17 protein-coding genes are annotated in these 21048 nt (G+C 45.8%); 16 read left to right on the top strand and 1 reads right to left on the bottom strand.

Annotation, left to right across the window (positions count from 1 at the left end; translation table 11 throughout):
• The first annotated feature begins 30 nt into the window (after positions 1 to 30).
• From relA to rpoS, 12 genes are all read left to right on the top strand, one after another.
• Positions 31 to 2250 carry a GTP diphosphokinase gene (gene relA, locus KI742_RS13315; RefSeq protein WP_005380915.1) on the top strand — a complete coding sequence of 740 codons (2220 nt, stop codon included), beginning with the start codon at positions 31 to 33 and terminating at the stop codon, positions 2248 to 2250.
• 364 nt (positions 2251 to 2614) lie between these two features.
• Positions 2615 to 3418: a nucleoside triphosphate pyrophosphohydrolase gene (gene mazG / locus KI742_RS13310; protein ID WP_005383780.1), complete on the top strand. Its 804-nt coding sequence runs from the start codon at positions 2615 to 2617 to the stop codon at positions 3416 to 3418.
• 205 nt (positions 3419 to 3623) lie between these two features.
• Positions 3624 to 5264 carry a CTP synthase gene (locus KI742_RS13305; RefSeq protein WP_021034029.1) on the top strand — a complete coding sequence of 547 codons (1641 nt, stop codon included), beginning with the start codon at positions 3624 to 3626 and terminating at the stop codon, positions 5262 to 5264.
• Between the two features lie 78 nt (positions 5265 to 5342).
• The gene (gene eno / locus KI742_RS13300; RefSeq protein WP_005383785.1) at positions 5343 to 6644 is read left to right on the top strand and encodes a phosphopyruvate hydratase; all 1302 of its coding nucleotides are present in this window, start codon (positions 5343 to 5345) and stop codon (positions 6642 to 6644) included.
• 547 nt (positions 6645 to 7191) lie between these two features.
• Positions 7192 to 7473 carry a cell division protein FtsB gene (ftsB, locus tag KI742_RS13295; RefSeq protein ID WP_005380907.1) on the top strand — a complete coding sequence of 94 codons (282 nt, stop codon included), beginning with the start codon at positions 7192 to 7194 and terminating at the stop codon, positions 7471 to 7473.
• Position 7474: 1 nt separating this feature from the next.
• Complete coding sequence (gene ispD / locus KI742_RS13290; protein ID WP_017821625.1) at positions 7475 to 8182, top strand: 2-C-methyl-D-erythritol 4-phosphate cytidylyltransferase; 708 nt, start codon at positions 7475 to 7477, stop codon at positions 8180 to 8182.
• A 14-nt stretch (positions 8183 to 8196) separates the two neighbouring features.
• Positions 8197 to 8673 carry a 2-C-methyl-D-erythritol 2,4-cyclodiphosphate synthase gene (ispF, locus tag KI742_RS13285; RefSeq protein WP_005380896.1) on the top strand — a complete coding sequence of 159 codons (477 nt, stop codon included), beginning with the start codon at positions 8197 to 8199 and terminating at the stop codon, positions 8671 to 8673.
• A 45-nt stretch (positions 8674 to 8718) separates the two neighbouring features.
• Positions 8719 to 9762: a tRNA pseudouridine(13) synthase TruD gene (gene truD, locus KI742_RS13280; RefSeq protein WP_285385475.1), complete on the top strand. Its 1044-nt coding sequence runs from the start codon at positions 8719 to 8721 to the stop codon at positions 9760 to 9762.
• Entirely contained in the window at positions 9762 to 10538 is a 777-nt protein-coding gene (surE, locus tag KI742_RS13275; protein ID WP_285385476.1) for a 5'/3'-nucleotidase SurE, read from the top strand. Before truD ends, surE begins: the two co-directional genes overlap by 1 nt.
• Positions 10538 to 11164: a protein-L-isoaspartate(D-aspartate) O-methyltransferase gene (locus KI742_RS13270; RefSeq protein ID WP_005380892.1), complete on the top strand. Its 627-nt coding sequence runs from the start codon at positions 10538 to 10540 to the stop codon at positions 11162 to 11164. Before surE ends, KI742_RS13270 begins: the two co-directional genes overlap by 1 nt.
• Before the next feature lie 13 nt (positions 11165 to 11177).
• Entirely contained in the window at positions 11178 to 12101 is a 924-nt protein-coding gene (locus tag KI742_RS13265; RefSeq protein WP_213963129.1) for a peptidoglycan DD-metalloendopeptidase family protein, read from the top strand.
• Positions 12102 to 12181: 80 nt separating this feature from the next.
• A complete protein-coding gene (rpoS, locus tag KI742_RS13260) occupies positions 12182 to 13168 on the top strand; it encodes an RNA polymerase sigma factor RpoS (RefSeq protein ID WP_005380887.1) in 987 nt (328 codons plus the stop codon).
• An 82-nt stretch (positions 13169 to 13250) separates the two neighbouring features.
• Here rpoS and mutS read toward each other — a convergent pair whose 3' ends face one another.
• Entirely contained in the window at positions 13251 to 15812 is a 2562-nt protein-coding gene (mutS, locus tag KI742_RS13255; RefSeq protein WP_017633545.1) for a DNA mismatch repair protein MutS, read from the bottom strand.
• Positions 15813 to 15896: 84 nt separating this feature from the next.
• On the opposite strand from mutS, the gene pncC reads away from it, so the two are divergent.
• The 4 genes from pncC (at position 15897) to alaS (ending at position 20943) form a co-directional block, all read left to right on the top strand.
• Positions 15897 to 16379 carry a nicotinamide-nucleotide amidase gene (gene pncC / locus KI742_RS13250; RefSeq protein ID WP_005383794.1) on the top strand — a complete coding sequence of 161 codons (483 nt, stop codon included), beginning with the start codon at positions 15897 to 15899 and terminating at the stop codon, positions 16377 to 16379.
• Positions 16380 to 16579: 200 nt separating this feature from the next.
• Positions 16580 to 17623, top strand: a complete 1044-nt coding sequence (recA, locus tag KI742_RS13245; protein ID WP_005380874.1) for a recombinase RecA — start codon at positions 16580 to 16582, stop codon at positions 17621 to 17623.
• A 127-nt stretch (positions 17624 to 17750) separates the two neighbouring features.
• Entirely contained in the window at positions 17751 to 18218 is a 468-nt protein-coding gene (gene recX / locus KI742_RS13240; protein ID WP_017633543.1) for a recombination regulator RecX, read from the top strand.
• 142 nt (positions 18219 to 18360) lie between these two features.
• The gene (gene alaS, locus KI742_RS13235; protein WP_005383801.1) at positions 18361 to 20943 is read left to right on the top strand and encodes an alanine--tRNA ligase; all 2583 of its coding nucleotides are present in this window, start codon (positions 18361 to 18363) and stop codon (positions 20941 to 20943) included.
• Positions 20944 to 21048: the final 105 nt, after the last annotated feature.

Raw genomic sequence — 21048 nt, 5'->3', positions numbered from 1 at the left:
CCACACGAATATAATAATTAGGATGATGAGATGGTTGCGGTAAGAAGCGCGCATTTAAACCAAGATGAACAGTTTGAACTCGAAAACTGGGTGGCTAGCCTAGGACAAGAGAAAAACACAGCCTCACGCTTAATCGAAGTATATCGAGATTGCCAGACGGTATTAGCTGATAACGAGCAAGCGGAGCTGTTGTTGTGGCGTGGACGAGAAATGATCGAAATTTTAATCACCTTGTCTATGGATCAAGCCACTTTAGTGGCTGCTCAACTGTTTCCTTTGGTTTCAAGTGGTGCTTTTAACAGAGAAATTCTGGAAGAGAAATACAGCAAAGAAATCATAAAATTAATCGACGGCGTTGAAGAAATGGCTGCTATTGGCCAACTCAACGTCAACATGGAAGGCAGTGCAGCGTCATCTCAGGTAGATAACGTACGCCGCATGCTGCTTGCCATGGTGGATGACTTCCGCTGCGTAGTTATCAAGCTCGCGGAACGAATTTGTAACCTTATTGAAGTTAAAAAAGCGCCAGATGAAGTTCGACGTGCGGCGGCAAAAGAGTGTGCCAACATCTATGCGCCGCTAGCAAACCGATTAGGCATCGGTCAGCTGAAATGGGAAATTGAAGATTACGCTTTCCGCTACCAACAACCGGAAACTTACAAACAAATTGCCAAACAGCTTTCTGAGAGGCGCATCGTTCGTGAACAGTACATCAAAGACTTTGTTGAAGACCTCACGCACGAAATGGAAGTGTCGGGCATCAATGCCGAAGTGAGTGGTCGACCTAAGCACATCTACAGCATTTGGCGAAAAATGCAGAAAAAGAGTTTGGCCTTTGATGAGCTGTTTGATGTTCGAGCAGTGCGTATCATCGCAGACAAACTGCAAGATTGTTACGCGGCTTTAGGCGTAGTTCACACCAAATACAAGCATCTACCGAGCGAGTTTGATGACTACGTTGCTAACCCTAAACCAAACGGTTATCAATCGATCCATACAGTAATTCTAGGGCCAGAAGGCAAAACCATCGAGATCCAGATTCGTACCAAGCAAATGCATGAAGAGTCGGAGCTGGGGGTTGCAGCGCACTGGAAATATAAAGAAGGGGCAAGCAGCCGAAGCGGTTATGATGAGAAGATCACGTGGCTGCGTAAGCTACTGGATTGGCAAGAAGAAATGTCTGACTCTGGCGAAATGCTCGATGAGCTGCGTAGCCAAGTCTTTGATGACCGTGTTTATGCCTTTACACCACGTGGTGATGTTGTCGATTTGCCAATGGGGGCAACGCCGCTAGATTTTGCCTATCACATTCACTCCGAAGTGGGACACCGTTGTATCGGTGCCAAAGTCGGAGGTCGTATTGTGCCGTTCACGCATAAATTACATATGGGTGACCAAGTCGAGATTATCACTCAGAAAGAACCTAACCCATCACGTGACTGGTTAAACCCATCATTAGGCTTCGTTCATTCTGGTCGTGCGCGTGCCAAAATTAACGCCTGGTTCCGAAAACAAAGCCGTGAGAAGAACCTTGAAGCAGGTCGTGAAATCCTTGAGCATGAGTTAGCCAAAATTGGCGCAACGTTAAAAGATGCAGAGCATTACGCCCTCAAGCGGTTTAACGTCAAAACACCAGATGAATTGTATGTTGGGGTAGGTAGCGGTGATTTGCGCATCAACCAAATCATTAACCATATCAACGCGTTAGTTAACAAGCCAACGGCAGAGGAAGAAGACCAGCAAGCACTGGAAAAACTGCAAGAAGCTGAGCATAAATCACCCGCGCAAAGCCGACCGAAAAAAGACGCAGTTGTAGTAGAAGGCGTCGATAACCTAATGACACATCTAGCACGTTGCTGTCAGCCAATTCCAGGTGACGATATCTCTGGTTACATAACGCAAGGTCGTGGGATTTCAGTACACCGTAGTGACTGTGAACAGTTAGAAGAACTGCGCCATCATGCGCCAGAGCGCATCATCGATACAGTCTGGGGCAGCGGCTTTGTGGGGTCATACATCCTCACCGTGCGTGTTGAAGCGATGGAGCGAGGTGGTCTACTCAAAGACATTACGACACTGTTCGCCAACGAAAAGATCAAAGTGACCAGTATGAAGAACCGAGTCGACTACAGACGTCAACTTGCCATCATGGACTTTGACCTAGAAGTCACCAATATTGAGGTGCTTTCGCGGGTTTCGAAGCGTGTGGAACAGATCAAGGATGTCATGACGGTGAAACGCCTCGGCTAAAACTCTCGTCATAGTTATCGTTGTAGCGTTGTTGACTGCACGCACTCCGGAGTGCCGGCCCAGGCTCATCACATGGTGAACCATGTGATGGAGTCTCGTTTGTTTGTCGCCTAGCTACAACTTCAACTATTTACAGAGTTACACTTGCGTCATATTTGGCTTTTTCTCTGCGTTAGCTGCACTTATTCCGACGTGCCGGCTCAGGGGTATCACATAGGCGAGCTATGCTCAGGGGTCGCGAAAATTTGTTGCCTTGTCAAAGTAACAATTACTTAGTGAAAGCTGCTGAGAAAATATAATGTAGAAGGTGAGTGGTTTTGGCTGCTCACCTTTTTCTTTAATAGAAAGGTTTAAAGGAACAAAAATGAGTCATCCAATTGAACAGTTAGAACAAATCATGGCGAAGCTGCGTGACCCAGAAAACGGTTGCCCTTGGGACTTAAAACAAACCTTTGACACCATCGTTCCGCATACAATAGAAGAAACCTACGAGGTGGTGGACGCGATTCAAAATCGAGATTGGCCCAATCTAAAAGAAGAGCTAGGGGATTTGTTGTTTCAGGTGATTTTTTACAGTCAGCTAGCGAAAGAGCAAGAGCTGTTCGACTTTTCGGATGTCGTCGAAACCGTGAACGAAAAACTGACTCGTCGCCACCCGCATGTTTTTTCAGATGTTGAGTTTGAATCTGACGAGGAAATTAACGCGAACTGGGAAGCGGAAAAAGCAAAAGAAAAAGCCCTAGTAGGCAAAGCGGAAGAAAGTATCCTAGACTCAATACCAAACTCTTTACCGGCACTTTCTCGTGCTACAAAAATTCAGAAAAAATGTGCAAAATTTGGGTTTGATTGGGATTCACTTGGCCCGGTTGTCGATAAAGTACGAGAAGAAATTGACGAAGTCATGGAAGAGGCACTGCAAGTTCAGCCCGATGAAGAGAAAGTTGAGTTGGAGCTCGGTGATTTGCTATTTGCGACTGTCAATTTGGCTCGCCACCTTGATAAAAACCCAGAAGTCGCGCTAGGAAAAGCAAACGTAAAGTTTGCGCGACGTTTTAAACAAGTTGAAGGCAAGGTCCAGCAGTCAGGCAAAGTACTTACAGATTGTTCTTTATCAGAACTTGACCATTTTTGGGATGAAGTAAAACAAGAAGAATCGAGGCAGAGGTAAACTGGCAGAATACATAATATAAGGTCAGCTTGTTTGGTTACACGAAAACGGACTTTGGTTTGTCTTTGCTCACTTTGATTTGAAGCAAAAAATAAAAAATTACGGTGTGATAGATTTCACGTTGTGGCGGTAAGGAGCTTCTGGTATATTTATCTCCCGTCCAGAAGCACTCCATTTCCCTCATTCAACCAATTTCAGGTTAAACATGACGACAAATTACATTTTTGTTACTGGCGGGGTTGTATCCTCTCTAGGTAAAGGTATTGCAGCAGCATCTCTTGCGGCTATTCTAGAAGCTCGTGGTCTTAAAGTGACTATGATGAAGCTTGACCCTTACATCAACGTTGACCCGGGCACAATGAGCCCTACTCAGCACGGTGAAGTGTTCGTTACAGAAGATGGCGCAGAGACTGACCTTGACCTTGGTCACTACGAGCGTTTCATCCGTACCAAGATGACCAAGCGTAACAACTTCACTGCAGGTCGTGTTTATGCCGACGTACTTCGTAAAGAACGTCGTGGTGACTACCTAGGCGCAACTATTCAAGTTATCCCTCATATCACTAACGCAATCAAAGATCGCGTTATTGCAGGTTCTGAAGGCCATGATGTGGCTATCGTTGAAGTTGGCGGTACTGTTGGTGATATCGAATCACTACCATTTATGGAAGCGATTCGTCAGCTAGCTGTTGAGCTAGGCCGTGAGCGCGCAATGTTCATGCACCTAACACTTGTTCCTTACCTAGCGGCAGCGGGCGAAGTGAAAACTAAGCCGACGCAACACTCTGTAAAAGAACTTCTATCTATCGGTATTCAGCCAGACATCCTAGTTTGCCGTAGCGATCGCGTTATTCCTGCGAATGAGCGTAAAAAAATCGCACTGTTCTGTAATGTTCCAGAAAAAGCAGTAATTTCAATGAAGGATGTAGACTCTATCTACAAGATCCCTCAGTTGATTAAATCTCAAGGGCTAGATGACCTTGTGTGTGCTCGCTTTGGTATTACTGCTCCTGAAGCAGACCTTTCTGAATGGGAACAGGTTATCTACGAAGAAGCAAATCCTACTGGTGAAGTAACCATCGGTATGGTTGGTAAATACATTGAATTACCAGATGCATACAAATCTGTGAACGAAGCGCTTAAACACGCTGGCTTGAAAAACCGTCTAAGCGTCACAATTAAGTATGTAGACTCACAAGATATCGAAACAAAAGGCGTTGAACTTCTAGAAGGTTTGGACGCAATCCTAGTACCAGGTGGCTTCGGCGATCGTGGTATTGAAGGCAAGATCCGTGCGGCTCAATATGCACGTGAAAATAACGTGCCTTACCTAGGTATTTGTTTGGGTATGCAAGTTGCACTAATCGAATACGCGCGTAACGTTGCGGGTATGGAAGGTGCACATTCAACAGAATTTAACAAAGAGACTAAGTACCCTGTGGTAGGTTTGATCACAGAGTGGGTAGACGAATCAGGTAGCGTAGAAGAGCGTACTGAAAAGTCTGACCTAGGCGGTACGATGCGTCTTGGTTCACAGCTGTGTCACCTAGAGAAAGGGACTAAAGCTCGTGAACTGTACGGTAGCGCGACGATCCATGAACGTCACCGTCACCGTTACGAAGTGAATAACGTGCTTCGTCCGCAAATCGAAAAAGCAGGCCTAAAAGTATCAGGTCTATCTGCGGACAAGAAGTTAGTGGAAATGATTGAGAACCCAGCTCACCCATGGTTTGTAGCGGCTCAGTTCCACCCAGAATTCACCTCGACTCCTCGCGATGGACATCCATTGTTTGCAGGTTTTGTTAAGGCTGCGGGCCAAAACGCACGCGGCGAATTCGAGAAGTAAAAGGATACGGGCGGCGGCGAAGGTTGTGCTGCTGCCCTTTAAGATTGACATTTATATTTGAAACGAGAGGAAACATTAATGTCTAAGATCGTTAAAGTTCTAGGTCGTGAAATCATCGACTCACGTGGTAACCCAACTGTAGAAGCTGAAGTACACCTAGAAGGCGGTTTCGTAGGTATGGCGGCAGCTCCATCTGGCGCATCTACTGGTTCTCGCGAAGCTCTTGAGCTACGTGACGGTGACAAAGCACGTTTCCTAGGTAAAGGTGTTCTTAAAGCAGTTGAAGCTGTAAACGGCCCAATCGCTGAAGCTCTAGTTGGCAAAGACGCTAAAGACCAAGCTGCAATCGACGCAGTAATGATCGAACTAGACGGCACTGAAAACAAATCTAAATTCGGTGCTAACGCTATCCTAGCTGTTTCTCTAGCAAACGCTAAAGCTGCTGCTGCTGCGAAAGGCATGCCCCTATACGAGCACATCGCTGAGCTAAACGGCACTGCAGGTCAGTTCTCTATGCCTCTACCAATGATGAACATCATCAACGGTGGCGAGCACGCAGACAACAACGTTGACATCCAAGAGTTCATGATCCAACCAGTTGGCGCTAAGACTCTTAAAGAAGGTCTACGTATCGGTGCAGAAGTATTCCACAACCTAGCTAAAGTTCTTAAGTCTAAAGGCTACAGCACTGCAGTTGGTGATGAAGGTGGTTTCGCTCCTAACCTTAAATCTAACGCTGAAGCTCTAGAAGTTATCGCAGAAGCTGTTGCAGCTGCTGGTTACGAACTAGGTAAAGACGTTACTCTAGCTATGGACTGTGCTGCATCTGAGTTCTTCGACAAAGAAGCTGGCATCTACAACATGAAAGGCGAAGGTAAAACTTTCACTTCTGAAGAGTTCAACCACTACCTAGCTGAGCTAGCTAACCAATTCCCAATCGTTTCTATCGAAGACGGTCTAGACGAGTCTGACTGGGATGGCTTCAAGCACCAAACAGAACTACTAGGTGACAAGCTTCAACTAGTAGGTGACGATCTATTCGTTACTAACACTAAGATCCTTGCTGAAGGTATCGAGAAAGGCGTAGCTAACTCTATCCTTATCAAGTTCAACCAAATCGGTTCTCTAACTGAGACTCTAGCTGCAATCAAGATGGCTAAAGACGCAGGTTACACAGCAGTAATCTCTCACCGTTCTGGCGAAACTGAAGATGCAACTATCGCTGACCTAGCGGTAGGTACAGCTGCAGGTCAAATCAAAACTGGTTCTATGAGCCGTTCTGACCGTGTTGCTAAGTACAACCAGCTAATCCGTATCGAGGAAGCTCTAGGTGAGCGCGCTCCTTTCAACGGTCTTAAAGAAGTTAAAGGTCAAGCTTAATTCTTAATTGAATTAACCGCTTAACTTAAAGCTTTTGAAAACGCCTCGCACTTGCGGGGCGTTTTTTATATGACGGAAGCTCTAAGTGAGCGCGCTCCTCCATGTTTCAAGGAAGCGGTCTCAAAGAAGTTAAAGGTCAGGCTTAATTCTTAACTGAGTTAACGGCTTAACTTAAAGCTTTTAAAACACCCTGCTTTGGCGGGGTGTTTTTTTATATAACGGAAGCGCTAAGTGAGCGCACTCCTCCATGTTTCAAGTAAGCGGTCTCAAAGAAGTTAAAGATCAAGCTTAATTCTTATTGAGTAAAGTTTCGCTAAATAGCTTTTTGAAACCCTCGCTACGGCGGTTTTTTGTATTTATAGGTTTGTATTTTTGGCTCTTACTTTGGTCATGGGTAAGGAGCGCTTCCTATGAGCTTGTTTCATTTTGCTGCTTATTTCTTGTAAGGAGCGTGTGAGTCTCCCTTTCTCCCCTAGAGGCAACCTCGCATTTATGCTATATATGTCACCTTATCTAATTCCTTCCGGTACAGAATGTTAGCAGCGATATGCGAATCTTTGTTATAGCCCTTACGCTACTGTTTGGCTTGCTTCAATACACTCTATGGTTTGGTAAAAACGGAGTGTCTGACTACTACACAGTAAAAGATGAAATTGAAGTTCAGCAACAAGTGAACAGCAAGCTACAAGCTCGCAACAATGAAATGTTCGCTGAGATTGATGACTTAAGGCAAGGTCTTGATGCGATTGAAGAACGTGCGCGTCATGAGCTCGGTTTAGTTAAAGATGGCGAGACTTTTTACCGCATTATAGGTGAGGAAAACCATTAAAATGTTGGATATGAACTCATCGCATATCGCAATTGTGCCAGCTGCGGGTGTGGGTAGCAGAATGAAGGCAGATCGCCCTAAGCAATATTTATTGATCGAAGGTAAAGCGGTACTGGAACATACCGTAGAGAAACTGCTTTCCCACCCAAATATTTCTAAGGTTGTCGTTGCCATTACTGACGGCGACCCATATTACCCAGAATTGTCCATTGCTAAGCACCCAGATGTGATTCGTGTAGCTGGTGGTAAAGAAAGAGCAGACTCTGTGTTATCAGGGCTAAACTATGTCAATGAGCATCTGGAAAGCGAGTGGGTATTAGTCCACGACGCTGCGAGGCCATGTGTATTAACATCCGACATTGACCGTTTGATTGATGTTTGCTGCGCCCACTCAACGGGTGGCATTCTCGCATCTCCTGTGAGAGATACAATGAAGCGAGCAAACGCAGTACAAGATATCGATCATACGGTAGATAGAGAAGCATTGTGGCATGCACTTACTCCACAAATGTTTAAAACTCAGCAGCTTACTCAAGCACTGGCTGACGCATTAGAACAGGGTGTAACCATTACCGATGAAGCCTCGGCTTTGGAATGGTTAGGCGAGAAGCCAGCCTTAGTTCAAGGGAATGCGAACAATATAAAAATCACTCAGCCAGAAGATCTTGCGTTAGCCGAGTTTTATCTAAGCCGTGAGCGCGGCGAATAAAGAAAGGATAGAAAATGATTCGAATTGGTCATGGTTTCGATGTACATAAATTCGGTGGTGAAGGCCCAGTCATTATTGGTGGTGTAGCAATCCCTTATGAGCAAGGTTTGATTGCTCACTCAGATGGCGATGTAGCGTTGCATGCGTTAACGGATGCTCTGCTGGGCGCGATTGCTGCCGGCGATATTGGTCGTCATTTCCCAGATACGGATGATAAATGGAAAGGCGCAAACAGTCGTGAATTACTGAAAGACGTTTACCGTCGAGTTAAAGAGCAAGGCTACCGTCTTGGCAATGCTGATGTAACCATCATGGCACAAGCGCCTAAAATGGCACCACACATTGACGCAATGTGTGCGGCGATAGCCGAAGACCTAGAAACCGACATTAGTAACATTAACGTAAAAGCGACGACGACAGAACGTCTCGGTTTTACTGGACGCAAAGAAGGCATTGCAACGGAAGCCGTTGTACTTCTGTTTAAGCAATAACTAGCAATTTGCTCCTCTAAGCTGTGATATCAGCGGAAACACATCATGTCAGACATTTTATCTTCATTGGCTTACCTAACGGGTAAGCCAGTTGCATCGGCAAAAATTAAAGCGCAGCCAGAGCATTTTCAGGTTCGCGAAGATTTAGGTTTTGCCTTTACGGGCGAAGGCGAGCACTTAATGGTTCGTATCCGTAAAACGGGCGAGAACACCAGCTTCGTTGCTAACGAGTTAGCAAAAGCCTGTGGTGTTAAGTCGAAAGACGTTAGCTGGGCGGGTCTTAAAGACCGTCATGCGGTGACGGAACAGTGGTTAAGTGTCCATTTACCAAAAGGTGAAACGCCAGATTTTTCAGCGTTTTTGGCTCAATACCCAAGTATCGAAATCCTTGCAACAGATCGTCACAATAAAAAACTGCGTCCTGGTGACCTAGTAGGGAACGAGTTCGTGGTTACTTTGTCTGAAGTGACAGATATAGCGGATGTAGAGCAACGTCTTGAAAAAGTGAAACAAGTTGGCGTGCCAAACTACTTTGGTAGTCAGCGTTTTGGTAACGATGGTAACAACCTTGAAGAAGCACGTCGATGGGGACGCGAAAACGTTCGTACCCGCAATCAAAACAAGCGCAGTATGTATTTATCAGCGGCTCGTTCGTGGATTTTCAACCGCATCGTTTCAGCTCGTCTAGAGAATGGTGCGTTTGATAAGTTCATTGATGGTGACATTGCACAGACGAATTCTGGCACTCAGTTGATTGATGTAAACAACATAGCTGATCTGCAAGTGCAATTTGCGCAAGGTGAAGCGGCAATTACCGCTGCGCTTGCTGGCGATAATGCACTGCCTACTCAAGCTGAGGCTCTGGCATTAGAACAACCGTTTTTAGACGAAGAGCCTGACCTCATGGCGCTGATTCGTGGTAATCGCATGCGCCACGACCGTCGCGATATTGCGCTAAAGCCAAAAGATTTAGCTTGGACGGTTGAAGGTAACAACATTACGCTGACTTTCTCACTGGATGCGGGATCTTTTGCGACCTCTATTGTTCGTGAGTTAGTTAATGAGGTTGAAGTAGAAAGAGAATACTAATGGAACAGGATTCACGAAACCCGAAGCCCTTAAGAGTCTTAATCAGCAATGATGATGGTGTTCATGCTCAAGGGATTCATGCCCTCGCTGATGAGTTGAGAGATATCGCTGAAGTGACCATTGTCGCACCTGATCGAAATCGTTCAGGTGCTTCGAATTCACTCACATTAGAACAACCATTACGCGTGACTGAAATTGCCCCAAATATCTACTCAGTGCAAGGCACGCCCACGGATTGTGTGCATTTCGCGCTGAATGAGCTAATGAAAGATGATTTGCCTGATCTTGTTCTGTCAGGAATCAACCATGGCGCTAATTTGGGTGATGATGTTCTTTATTCTGGAACAGTAGCAGCAGCCATGGAAGGTCATTTCCTTGGCGTTCAGTCGGTGGCTTTTTCTCTAGTGGGTAAGCGACATTTCGAATCCGCCGCTAGAATTGCACGTCAAATTGTACAACAGCATTTAGCGTCGCCGATTCCAACAAATCGTCTACTGAACGTAAACGTGCCGGACTTACCATCAGAGAATTTAGGTGAAATTGAAGTTACTCGTTTAGGTGCACGTCATCACGCAGAGAATATGATCAAGCAGAAAGATCCGAGAGGCCATGACATTTATTGGTTAGGGCCACCAGGAAAGGAGCAAGATGCAGGAGAGGGCACGGACTTTTATGCAATTGAGCATGGCCGAGTTTCAATGACGCCTCTGCAAGTTGATCTCACCGCTCACGAGTCGCTGCGTGCTATGGATAGTTGGTTAAAGGAAGAGAAGTAATGAGTAACCCACATGCTGACAGGTTGATAGCGTTTCTTATCTCCAGTGGCATCAAAGACCAAAGAGTTCTGGATGCTATCCAACGCTTGCCACGAGAAAGCTTTGTTTCTCAAGCGATGATGCACCAAGCCTATGATAACAATGCGTTACCAATTGGTCAGGGACAAACTATTTCTCAGCCTTATATCGTTGCTCGTATGACCGAGTTGCTTGAGCTAGAGCCGGCGAGTCGTGTTCTGGAAATCGGAACGGGATCGGGTTATCAAACCGCGGTACTGGCGCAAATTGTTGATCATGTATACTCCGTTGAGCGAATTAAATCGTTGCAATGGGAAGCAAAGCGTCGCCTGAAGCAATTGGATATCTACAATGTTTCAACTAAGCATGCTGATGGGTGGCAGGGCTGGGAAGCGCGAGGTCCTTTCGATGCTATTATTGTTACCGCTGCCGCTGAAGTGATTCCCCAAGCTCTTCTCTCACAATTAAGAGATGGCGGAAAAATGGTCATTCCTGTTGGAGATACGGAACAACAGTTATTAAAAATAGAGCGTAAGGGAGACGAATATCTCTCTACCGTTGTAGAAATGGTTCGGTTCGTACCTCTGGTTGCGGGTGATTTAGCTTAAGGGTTAGGGATAGGTGAATAAGTTACTACGTCATATTGGTATTAGCTTTGTGTTTGCTGCAGGACTAGTTGGTTGTGCAGCGCATTCCCCTGCACCTGTCTCTAGCCTAAAAAAAGACTATTCAAGCCTTGAAAGAGGGAGTTACAGAGGGAGTTATTATGAGGTAAAAAAAGGCGATACGCTTTACTTCATAGCTTATGTCACAGATAAAGATGTAAATGATCTTGTTCGTTACAATGAGTTAACTCAGCCTTACACTATCTACCCAGGACAGAGGCTAAAACTTTGGGCTCCGAAATATGTCGCCCCTAAATATGGTCAAAAAGTTGAACCCGTTGTGGCTCCTGTTGTTACGACCCCCCCAGCTCCAGTGACGAAAACATCAACAGCCTCTAAACCTAAACCTTCGAGTAAAAACTCTAGTCAAAAACCTACAGAGACTAAGCCTAAAGTCGTACAAAAACAGCCTCCAAAGAAGGTTGAACAATCGAAAACAAAGGAGTATGTTGGTTCAAAAGATAACCAAAAAGTGAAGCAAAAAGCGCCAACTACCACAGTAAAGAGTGATAAAGTCTCAAAGTGGTTGTGGCCAACAAAAGGGAGAGTAATCAAGAACTTTTCGGCGGGAGAACAGGGAAATAAAGGTATCGACATCGCAGGACAGCGTGGTCAACCTATCGTTTCAACCGCAGCCGGCACAGTCGTTTATTCAGGCAATGCGCTACGAGGTTATGGCAACTTAATTATAGTAAAGCATAACGACAATTATTTAAGCGCATACGCACATAATGACAAGCTGTTGGTCACAGAAGGACAAAGCGTAAAAAGCGGACAAAAAATCGCCACCATGGGTAGTTCAGGTGCAAAGTCGGTCAAACTACACTTTGAAATTCGCTATCAAGGTAAATCAGTGAATCCAAAACGCTATTTGCCTTAAAACTTTGAAAAACAACTTGCGACATCATTTAGCGACATATTGAGTTGTCATGTCTTGCTAACTCGCCAGGGGGAGGCGTTATGAGTATCAGCAACACAGTAACCAAAGTTGAAGAGTTTGCATTTGATAATGCGTCAGTGAAGACCATTGATAACGAACTCGAAAGATCATCATCCACAGAAAGCAAAGCGACTGCGCGTGAAGAATTTGACGCGAGCAGTAAAAGCTTAGATGCAACTCAGTTGTATTTGGGCGAAATTGGCTTCTCACCTTTACTTACTGCCGAAGAAGAAGTGCTTTACGCAAGACGCGCCCTACGTGGCGACGAAGCGGCACGCAAACGTATGATCGAAAGTAACCTACGTTTGGTTGTTAAGATTTCTCGTCGATACAGTAACCGTGGTCTAGCACTACTCGATCTGATTGAAGAAGGTAACCTCGGCTTGATCCGAGCGGTCGAAAAATTCGACCCAGAACGTGGTTTCCGTTTCTCTACTTACGCAACATGGTGGATCCGACAAACGATAGAGCGAGCGTTGATGAACCAAACTCGCACGATCCGTCTACCTATCCACGTAGTGAAAGAGCTGAACATTTATCTGCGTACTGCGCGTGAACTTTCTCAAAAGCTCGATCACGAACCGACCGCAGAAGAAATTGCTGCTCAATTAGATATTCCAGTCGAAGACGTAAGCAAAATGTTACGCCTTAATGAGCGTATTAGCTCTGTCGACACGCCAATCGGTGGTGACGGTGAGAAAGCGCTGCTGGATATTATTCCTGATGCAAACAACTCTGATCCAGAAGTTTCGACTCAAGATGACGACATCAAATCATCGTTGATTCATTGGTTAGAAGAGTTGAATCCGAAACAGAAAGAAGTGCTTGCACGACGCTTCGGCCTACTAGGCTACGAGCCTTCGACGCTGGAAGAAGTTGGTCGAGAGATTGGTCTGACACGTGAGCGAGTACGTCAAATACAAGTGGAAGGTTTACGTCGTCTTCGTGAAGTCCTAATCAAACAAGGTTTGAATATGGAAAACTTGTTTAACGTAGAAGACGATTAAATAATCCGTATTTCACTAGATACACAAAAGGCTATGGTTCCCCATAGCCTTTTTTCTTTTTTGCTCGTTGGTGTGAGTCTGTTTACAGCATCTTCTTCAAGCGATACAGCTCTTCAAGAGCTTGGCGTGGCGTTAAGTCGTCAGGATCAATACCTGACAGAGCTTGTTCGACCTCGCTAGGCTCTGGAATCAGGCTCAACTGGTTAGCCACATCTACTGCACTTGGACGTGGTGTGTCACTGTTTTGCCCCAGTTGCTCTAGCTGAGATAGCTTGTTACGCGCATTTTTGATGACCGTTTTTGGTACGCCAGCTAAGCCCGCAACAGCCAAGCCGTAAGACTTACTTGCCGCGCCTTCTTGAACTGCGTGCATAAAGGCAATGCTGTCTCCATGTTCTACGGCATCCAAGTGAACGTTCGCTAAGCTTGGCAGTTGGTTCGGTAACTCTGTTAATTCGAAGTAGTGAGTTGCAAATAGGGTCATCGCACCAATTTGTGTTGCGAGCCATTCCGCACTTGCCCAAGCTAAAGAGAGACCGTCGTAAGTACTAGTACCGCGTCCGATTTCATCCATTAGCACCAAACTGTTCTTAGTTGCGTTGTGAAGAATATTGGCTGTTTCGGTCATTTCTACCATGAAGGTCGAGCGGCCAGATGCAAGATCATCTGACGCACCAATACGAGTAAATATACGATCTAAAGAACCAATCTGTGCGGATTCTGCCGGTACATAAGAGCCGATATGTGCCATCAATGCAATCAGCGCAGTTTGACGCATGTAGGTTGATTTACCACCCATGTTTGGACCGGTGATGATCAACATCTTACGGGCTGGGTTAAGCTCAATTGGGTTCGCGATGAACGGCTCTGTTGTTACTTGTTCTACGACTGGATGACGACCAGCTTGAATGTGAATTCCTGCGTCTTTCACAAGCGTTGGGCGGCAGTAATCTAACGAATCTGCACGCTCTGCTAGGTTTTGTAATACATCCAGTTGAGACAGGGCAGAAGCTAGGTTTTGCAGCTTCTCAAGGTTTGGCATCAATAGATCAAACAGTTCTTCCCACAACTGTTTCTCAAGTGCTAACGCTTTAGATTTCGAGTTAAGTACTTTGTCTTCGTGTTCCTTAAGCTCTGGGATGATGTAGCGTTCAGCGTTTTTGAGTGTTTGGCGACGTACATAATGCGGTGGAACCAAATGGCTCTGGCCACGGCTTACTTGGATAAAGAAGCCATGAACGTTGTTGTAGCCTACTTTAAGCGTATCGATACCGTGTCGTTCACGCTCATCTCGCTCAAGCTGCTCAAGATATTCTGTTGCACCGTCTGCCAATTTTCGCCATTCATCGAGCTCCGCATTGTAGCCTTCAGCGATGACGCCACCATCACGAATAACAACCGGCGGATTTTCTTTAATCGCGCGCTCTAACAGATCACATACTTCGTCAATCGGAGCTGCATACTTCGCCAATTTCGTTAGGTACGGATGGGTCAAAGAAGCGGTGACAGATTCTAGCTCTGGTAGCTGTTGCATGGCATTGCGAAGTCTAGCCATATCGCGAGGGCGAGCAGAGCGTAATGCAAGGCGCGCTAAGATACGTTCAATATCACCAATTTGCTTTAACGTTGGTTGAAGATCGGCAAACAGAGCTTGTTCTTTAATCTCACCAATCGCATCAAGGCGATTGTTTAACGTTTCAATGCAACGCATAGGCTGATGCAACCAACGCTTCAGCATTCGGCTGCCCATCGGAGTAGCACAATGGTCGAGTACTGCAGCGAGCGTGTTATCGGTTCCGCCTGCTAGATTTTGAGTAATTTCCAGATTACGTCGGGTAGCAGCATCAAGGATGACGGATTGATCCTGATGATCAAACGTTAAAGAGCGAATATGAGGTAAAGCCGTACGTTGAGTATCTTTTACGTACTGGATCAAACAACCAGCAGCACATAACCCTAAGGACGCATGTTCTACACCAAAACCAACCAGATCTTTTGTGCCAAATTGTTGATTGAGTTGTTGCTTAGCCGTATCAAGCTCAAACTCCCAGACTGGGCGACGACGGTTACCATTGCGGCTCGCCATTAAATGTACAGGTTCAAAATCTTCTGGGAACAGTAGCTCACGTGGTGCGGTACGTTGAAGCTCGGCTGTCATCGCTTCTTCAGTTTCTGGTTCTGTCAGTTGGAAGCGACCAGAGGTGACATCCAGCGTCGCATAACCGAACTTACCGTTGTGATGGTAAATTGCTGCGATTAAGTTATCGACACGCTCAGAAAGCAGTGCTTCATCCGTCACAGTACCTGGTGTCACGATACGCACAACTTTACGTTCTACCGGGCCCTTGCTGGTGGCCGGATCGCCAATCTGTTCACAGATCGCCACAGACTCACCAAGCTGAACAAGTTTTGCCAGGTAGCCCTCTACGGCGTGAAATGGCACACCCGCCATTGGGATTGGTTCACCTGCAGACGCACCACGTTTGGTCAATGAAATATCAAGAAGCTGAGAAGCTCGCTTGGCATCATCGTAAAAGAGTTCGTAGAAATCGCCCATGCGGTAGAACAGCAAAATCTCTGGGTTCTCAGCTTTTAGCTTGAGGTATTGCTGCATCATCGGAGTGTGTTTTTGTTCAGCTTTCACAGGTAAGTTCTTTTGTTTATTTCCGTAGCGGCTTAGGATACGTGAATCCCTATCAAGTAAAAAGAGACAAAGGGCATTTTGGCTATGGAAAAAACAACAAAATTGAGTGCCGATTTAGGCGCATTATTGGCTAAACACGGGCATGTTTTAACAACCGCAGAATCATGCACAGGTGGTGGTGTTGCAACCGCCATTACTGACATTGCTGGTAGTTCAGCGTGGCTTGACCGTGCGTTCGTCACCTACAGTAATGAAGCGAAAATGGAGATGCTTGGTGTGCAAGCTTCAACGTTAGAAGCGCATGGTGCAGTGAGTGAGCCAGTTGTGATTGAAATGGTACAGGGTGCAATTAAAAACTCAAATGCCACCATCGGTGTATCCATCAGTGGTATTGCAGGGCCGGGTGGTGGCAGTGAAGAGAAACCAGTCGGTATGGTCTGCTTTGCTTTTGCTGATAACCAAAGTTGGCAGCAAGTAGAAACCATGCATTTCTCTGGTGACCGTGCAGAAGTTCGCAAAAAAGCGGTCGAGCACGCGTTGACTCAATTGTATCAACATCTGCTCTAGAATTTCTTAACTTGTTTTAGCCCAGCATTGATAAGGGCTAGAGCAAATCATGACTTTAGGTCAGCCAAATTTTTTTCATACAGGTATGGACACTGTATGAATCAACAGTATAATAACTTTCATTGCTGAGCAGTTCTTCTGCTTAAGAAAAATGAATTACTATTCGTCGCCCAAAGAAGATGAATAAATCGGAGAAAGTAATGGACGAGAACAAACAGAAAGCGCTCGCCGCTGCGCTAGGTCAAATTGAAAAGCAATTCGGTAAAGGCTCTATCATGCGCCTTGGTGATAACCGCGCAATGGACGTAGAAACCATCTCAACGGGTTCTCTTTCTCTTGATATCGCTTTGGGTGCTGGTGGTCTACCAATGGGTCGTATCGTAGAAATCTACGGCCCAGAATCTTCAGGTAAAACAACATTAACGCTTGAGCTTATTGCTGCTGCGCAACGTGAAGGCAAAACGTGTGCGTTTATCGATGCAGAGCACGCTCTAGATCCTGTATACGCGAAGAAACTTGGCGTTGATATCGATGCATTGCTAGTTTCTCAGCCAGACACAGGTGAGCAAGCTCTAGAGATCTGTGACGCACTTGCACGTTCTGGTGCTATCGATGTTATGGTTGTCGACTCTGTTGCAGCACTAACACCGAAAGCAGAAATCGAAGGCGAAATGGGCGATAGCCACATGGGTCTGCAAGCACGTATGCTTTCTCAAGCAATGCGTAAGCTAACGGGTAACCTAAAGCAGTCTAACTGTATGTGTATCTTCATCAACCAAATCCGTATGAAGATTGGTGTGATGTTTGGTAACCCAGAAACAACAACAGGTGGTAACGCACTTAAGTTCTACGCTTCTGTTCGTCTAGATATCCGTCGTACTGGCGCAATCAAAGAAGGTGACGAAGTCGTAGGCAACGAAACGCGCATCAAAGTTGTTAAGAATAAGATTGCAGCACCATTTAAAGAAGCAAACACACAAATCATGTACGGCCAAGGCTTTAACCGCGAAGGTGAACTTGTCGATCTAGGTGTGAAGCACAAGTTAGTTGAAAAAGCCGGTGCTTGGTATAGCTACAATGGCGATAAGATTGGTCAAGGTAAAGCGAATGCGTGTAACTACCTGCGTGAGCATCCTGAAGTGGCTAAAACTATCGATACAAAACTGCGTGAAATGTTGCTAGCGCCAGCACTTGCGGAAGCGCCTGAAGCTGGTGAAGCGCCAGAGCAAGCTGAAGAGTTTTAATCTCTCATAGATTAATAAATGACAAAGCCCTGCAATGCGGGGCTTTGTTGTATCTATTGAAATCAAAAATCGAATTATCACAAAGGCCATTGAGAGCCTGTACAGCAAAAATACTTTTAGGATCATCATGTACCAAAAACGCCAGGCGCCAACATTATCGAGCAAAGAGGCAGCTATCCAATTGCTTAGCCGTCGCGATCATGGTCAGTATGAGCTTTACCAAAAATTATCGATGAAGGGCTATGAAGAATCAGACATCGACATCGCAATTAATTTTTGCCTAGACCATAACTATTTAGATGATTTACGTTACGCGAAGAGTCAAATTAGACAGCATGTATACAAAGGACATGGAGAGCGTCGAATTCGTCAAGAGTTAAACCAGAAGCGTGTTGCGGAATCGGTGATTGAGCAAGCTATGGCTGAAGAGCCGCAAGATTGGTTTGAACTGGCTAAACAGGCGGCAGAAAAGAAATTCAAAGGTATTAAAGCCAAAGACCAAAAAGAGTACGCAAAACAAGTTCGTTTTCTGCAATATCGTGGCTACAGTTTTGACCAAATCAGCTACGCGCTGAGCTTTGAGGACGAAGATTAACGGTCAGTCGTTCGCACTGATTTTTGTTTTGCTTCAAATTTTTTCTCCTACTCCCTCTTTTCCTCAAGAAAACTAGTCTCAGCTGTTTGCATGATCTACAATACGGCAAAATTCTAACTCGACTATTTTCAGGAAGAGCTGCATGTACATGAGCACTGATGAGGTTCGTAACGCGTTCCTCAAGTTCTTTGAGAGCAAAGGACACCAAATCGTAGAAAGTTCATCGTTAGTTCCACATAACGACCCAACCCTGCTGTTCACAAACGCAGGTATGAACCAATTTAAAGATTGTTTCTTAGGCTTAGAAAAACGAGCCTACACTCGAGCGACTACGGCTCAGCGTTGCGTACGTGCAGGTGGTAAACATAACGACCTAGAAAATGTTGGCTTCACTGCTCGTCACCACACATTCTTTGAAATGTTAGGCAACTTCAGCTTTGGCGATTACTTCAAAGAAGATGCGATCTCCTTTGCTTGGGAATTCCTAACCGAAGTTCTTAAACTGCCAGCGGATCGTTTATTGGTAACTGTTTACGAAACCGATGACGAAGCGTTTGACATCTGGAACAAGAAAGTTGGCGTGCCCGCTGATCGTATTGTTCGCATTGGTGATAAAGAAGGCGGCAAGCCGTATGAGTCTGATAACTTCTGGCAAATGGGCGACACTGGCCCTTGTGGTCCATGTACTGAAATCTTCTACGATCACGGTGAGCACATCTGGGGTGGCCGTCCTGGCACGCCTGAAGAAGATGGTGACCGTTTCATCGAGATCTGGAACAACGTATTCATGCAGTTCAACCGTCACGCAGACGGCACTATGGAACCGCTACCAAAACCATCGGTAGATACTGGTATGGGTATCGAGCGTATCTCTGCAATCATGCAGGGCGTTCACTCAAACTACGAAATCGATGTGTTCCAAGCTCTTATCAAAGCAGCAGCAGAAGTGATCGGTTACGAAGACCTATCAAACCAATCACTACGCGTTATCGCTGACCACATCCGTTCATGTTCATTCCTGATCGTGGATGGCGTTATGCCTTCAAACGAAGGTCGTGGTTACGTATTACGCCGTATCATCCGTCGTGCAGTTCGTCACGGTAACAAGCTGGGCGCACAAGGTGCATTCTTCCACAAGTTGGTTGGCGTTCTAGCTGACATCATGGGTACGGCTGGTGAAGAGCTGAAGCGTCAACAAGCTGTGGTTGAAAAAGTACTGCGTATCGAAGAAGAAAACTTTGGTCGTACACTTGAGCGCGGTATGGCGATTCTAAACGAAGCACTAGATAACCTAGACGGTAAAGTACTGGACGGCGAAACCGTATTTAAACTTTACGATACTTACGGCTTCCCAGCTGACTTAACTAACGACGTAGCACGTGAGCGTGAATTCGCAATCGACGAAGAAGGTTTCGAGAAAGCGATGGAAGAGCAGCGTCAACGTGCGCGTGAAGCGGGTAACTTTGGTACTGACTACAACGCAGCAATCAAAGTTGATACGCAAACAGAATTCTGTGGTTACACAGCTACTAAAGGCTCTAGCTCTGTAGCTGCGATGTTCGTTGAAGGCAACGAAGTAGATTCACTATCTGCGGGCGACAAAGCAATCATCGTACTTGGTGAAACGCCATTCTACGCAGAGTCAGGCGGTCAGTGTGGTGACGCTGGTGAAATCCGTACTGAGTCTGGTGTATTCCACGTTGAGGACACTCAAAAACTAGGTAACGCAATCGCGCACCACGGTGTAATGGCAGAAGGCGTTCTAGCGAAAGGTGATGAAGTAGCAACTATCGTTGACGCAGAGCGTCGCGCAGCTATCTCTCTAAACCACTCAGCAACGCACTTGCTACACGCAGCACTACGCCAAGTTTTAGGTGAGCACGTAACGCAGAAAGGCTCATTGGTGAAGGCAGACAACCTACGTTTCGACTTCTCGCATCTAGAAGCCGTAACTGCAGCAGAACTGAAAGAAGTTGAGCGTCTAGTTAACGCGCAAATTCGTCGCAACCACACGATTGAAACCAACGTGATGGACATTGAGTCAGCTAAGAAGAAAGGCGCAATGGCTCTATTCGGCGAGAAGTACGATGACGAAGTACGCGTACTGTCTATGGGTGACTTCTCGACAGAGCTTTGCGGTGGTATTCACGCATCAAGCACAGGTGATATTGGCCTATTCAAAATCACTTCAGAAAGCGGCATTGCTGCAGGTATTCGACGTATTGAGGCGGTAACAGGCGAGGCTGCATTAGACGCGATTGAAGCTCAAAACGCGAAGTATGAAGAGAAACTGGCAGAATCTGCACAGAAAGCAAAAGCGCTAGAGAAAGAAGTGCAGAAGCTAAAAGATAAGATGGCGGCAGCAGAAAGCGCTAACATCATGGGCAAAGCGGTTGAAGTCAATGGTACAAAAGTTCTAGTCGCAGCTCTTGAAGGCGCTGACAGCAAGAACCTACGTACTATGGTTGATGACATCAAGAACCAAATGGGGTCTGGTGTCGTACTGCTTGCTAACGTAACAGGTGACAAGGTTGGCCTGATTGCTGGTGTGACTAAAGATCTAACTGGTAAAGTAAAAGCTGGTGATCTAGTTAAGATGATTGCTGAGCAAGTCGGTGGTAAGGGCGGTGGTCGTCCTGACATGGCTCAAGCTGGTGGTACTGATGTAGCCGCACTACCAGAGGCAATTAAAACAGTTCAGCCTTGGTTAGAAGAGCGCTTATAAGCTTTTAACTACTAAAATTACGCTCAATCAAGTTTCTTTGATTGAGCGTAATTTTTTTTAGCAGCCAAGTGGTTTAATTGACCAAAAGTTAACCGAGTCATTTAG

Origin of the sequence: Vibrio sp. D417a, assembly GCF_030248595.1 — a bacterium.
GTDB classification, from domain to species: domain Bacteria; phylum Pseudomonadota; class Gammaproteobacteria; order Enterobacterales; family Vibrionaceae; genus Vibrio; species Vibrio alginolyticus.
Note: the sequence above shows the minus strand (reverse complement) of the source record. Positions and strands in the feature narration are given on the sequence as shown.

Bases quoted from the DNA above. Each gene is read 5' to 3' on its own strand.
- ispD (WP_017821625.1), top strand. From the start codon at position 7,475: ATGTTGGATATGAACTCATCGCATATCGCAATTGTGCCAGCTGCGGGT.
- mazG (WP_005383780.1), top strand. From the start codon at position 2,615: ATGAGTCATCCAATTGAACAGTTAGAACAAATCATGGCGAAGCTGCGT.
- surE (WP_285385476.1), top strand. From the start codon at position 9,762: ATGGAACAGGATTCACGAAACCCGAAGCCCTTAAGAGTCTTAATCAGC.
- relA (WP_005380915.1), top strand. From the start codon at position 31: ATGGTTGCGGTAAGAAGCGCGCATTTAAACCAAGATGAACAGTTTGAA.
- recA (WP_005380874.1), top strand. From the start codon at position 16,580: ATGGACGAGAACAAACAGAAAGCGCTCGCCGCTGCGCTAGGTCAAATT.
- ispF (WP_005380896.1), top strand. From the start codon at position 8,197: ATGATTCGAATTGGTCATGGTTTCGATGTACATAAATTCGGTGGTGAA.
- eno (WP_005383785.1), top strand. From the start codon at position 5,343: ATGTCTAAGATCGTTAAAGTTCTAGGTCGTGAAATCATCGACTCACGT.
- ftsB (WP_005380907.1), top strand. From the start codon at position 7,192: ATGCGAATCTTTGTTATAGCCCTTACGCTACTGTTTGGCTTGCTTCAA.
- KI742_RS13305 (WP_021034029.1), top strand. From the start codon at position 3,624: ATGACGACAAATTACATTTTTGTTACTGGCGGGGTTGTATCCTCTCTA.
- rpoS (WP_005380887.1), top strand. From the start codon at position 12,182: ATGAGTATCAGCAACACAGTAACCAAAGTTGAAGAGTTTGCATTTGAT.
- truD (WP_285385475.1), top strand. From the start codon at position 8,719: ATGTCAGACATTTTATCTTCATTGGCTTACCTAACGGGTAAGCCAGTT.
- recX (WP_017633543.1), top strand. From the start codon at position 17,751: ATGTACCAAAAACGCCAGGCGCCAACATTATCGAGCAAAGAGGCAGCT.
- alaS (WP_005383801.1), top strand. From the start codon at position 18,361: ATGTACATGAGCACTGATGAGGTTCGTAACGCGTTCCTCAAGTTCTTT.
- pncC (WP_005383794.1), top strand. From the start codon at position 15,897: ATGGAAAAAACAACAAAATTGAGTGCCGATTTAGGCGCATTATTGGCT.
- KI742_RS13270 (WP_005380892.1), top strand. From the start codon at position 10,538: ATGAGTAACCCACATGCTGACAGGTTGATAGCGTTTCTTATCTCCAGT.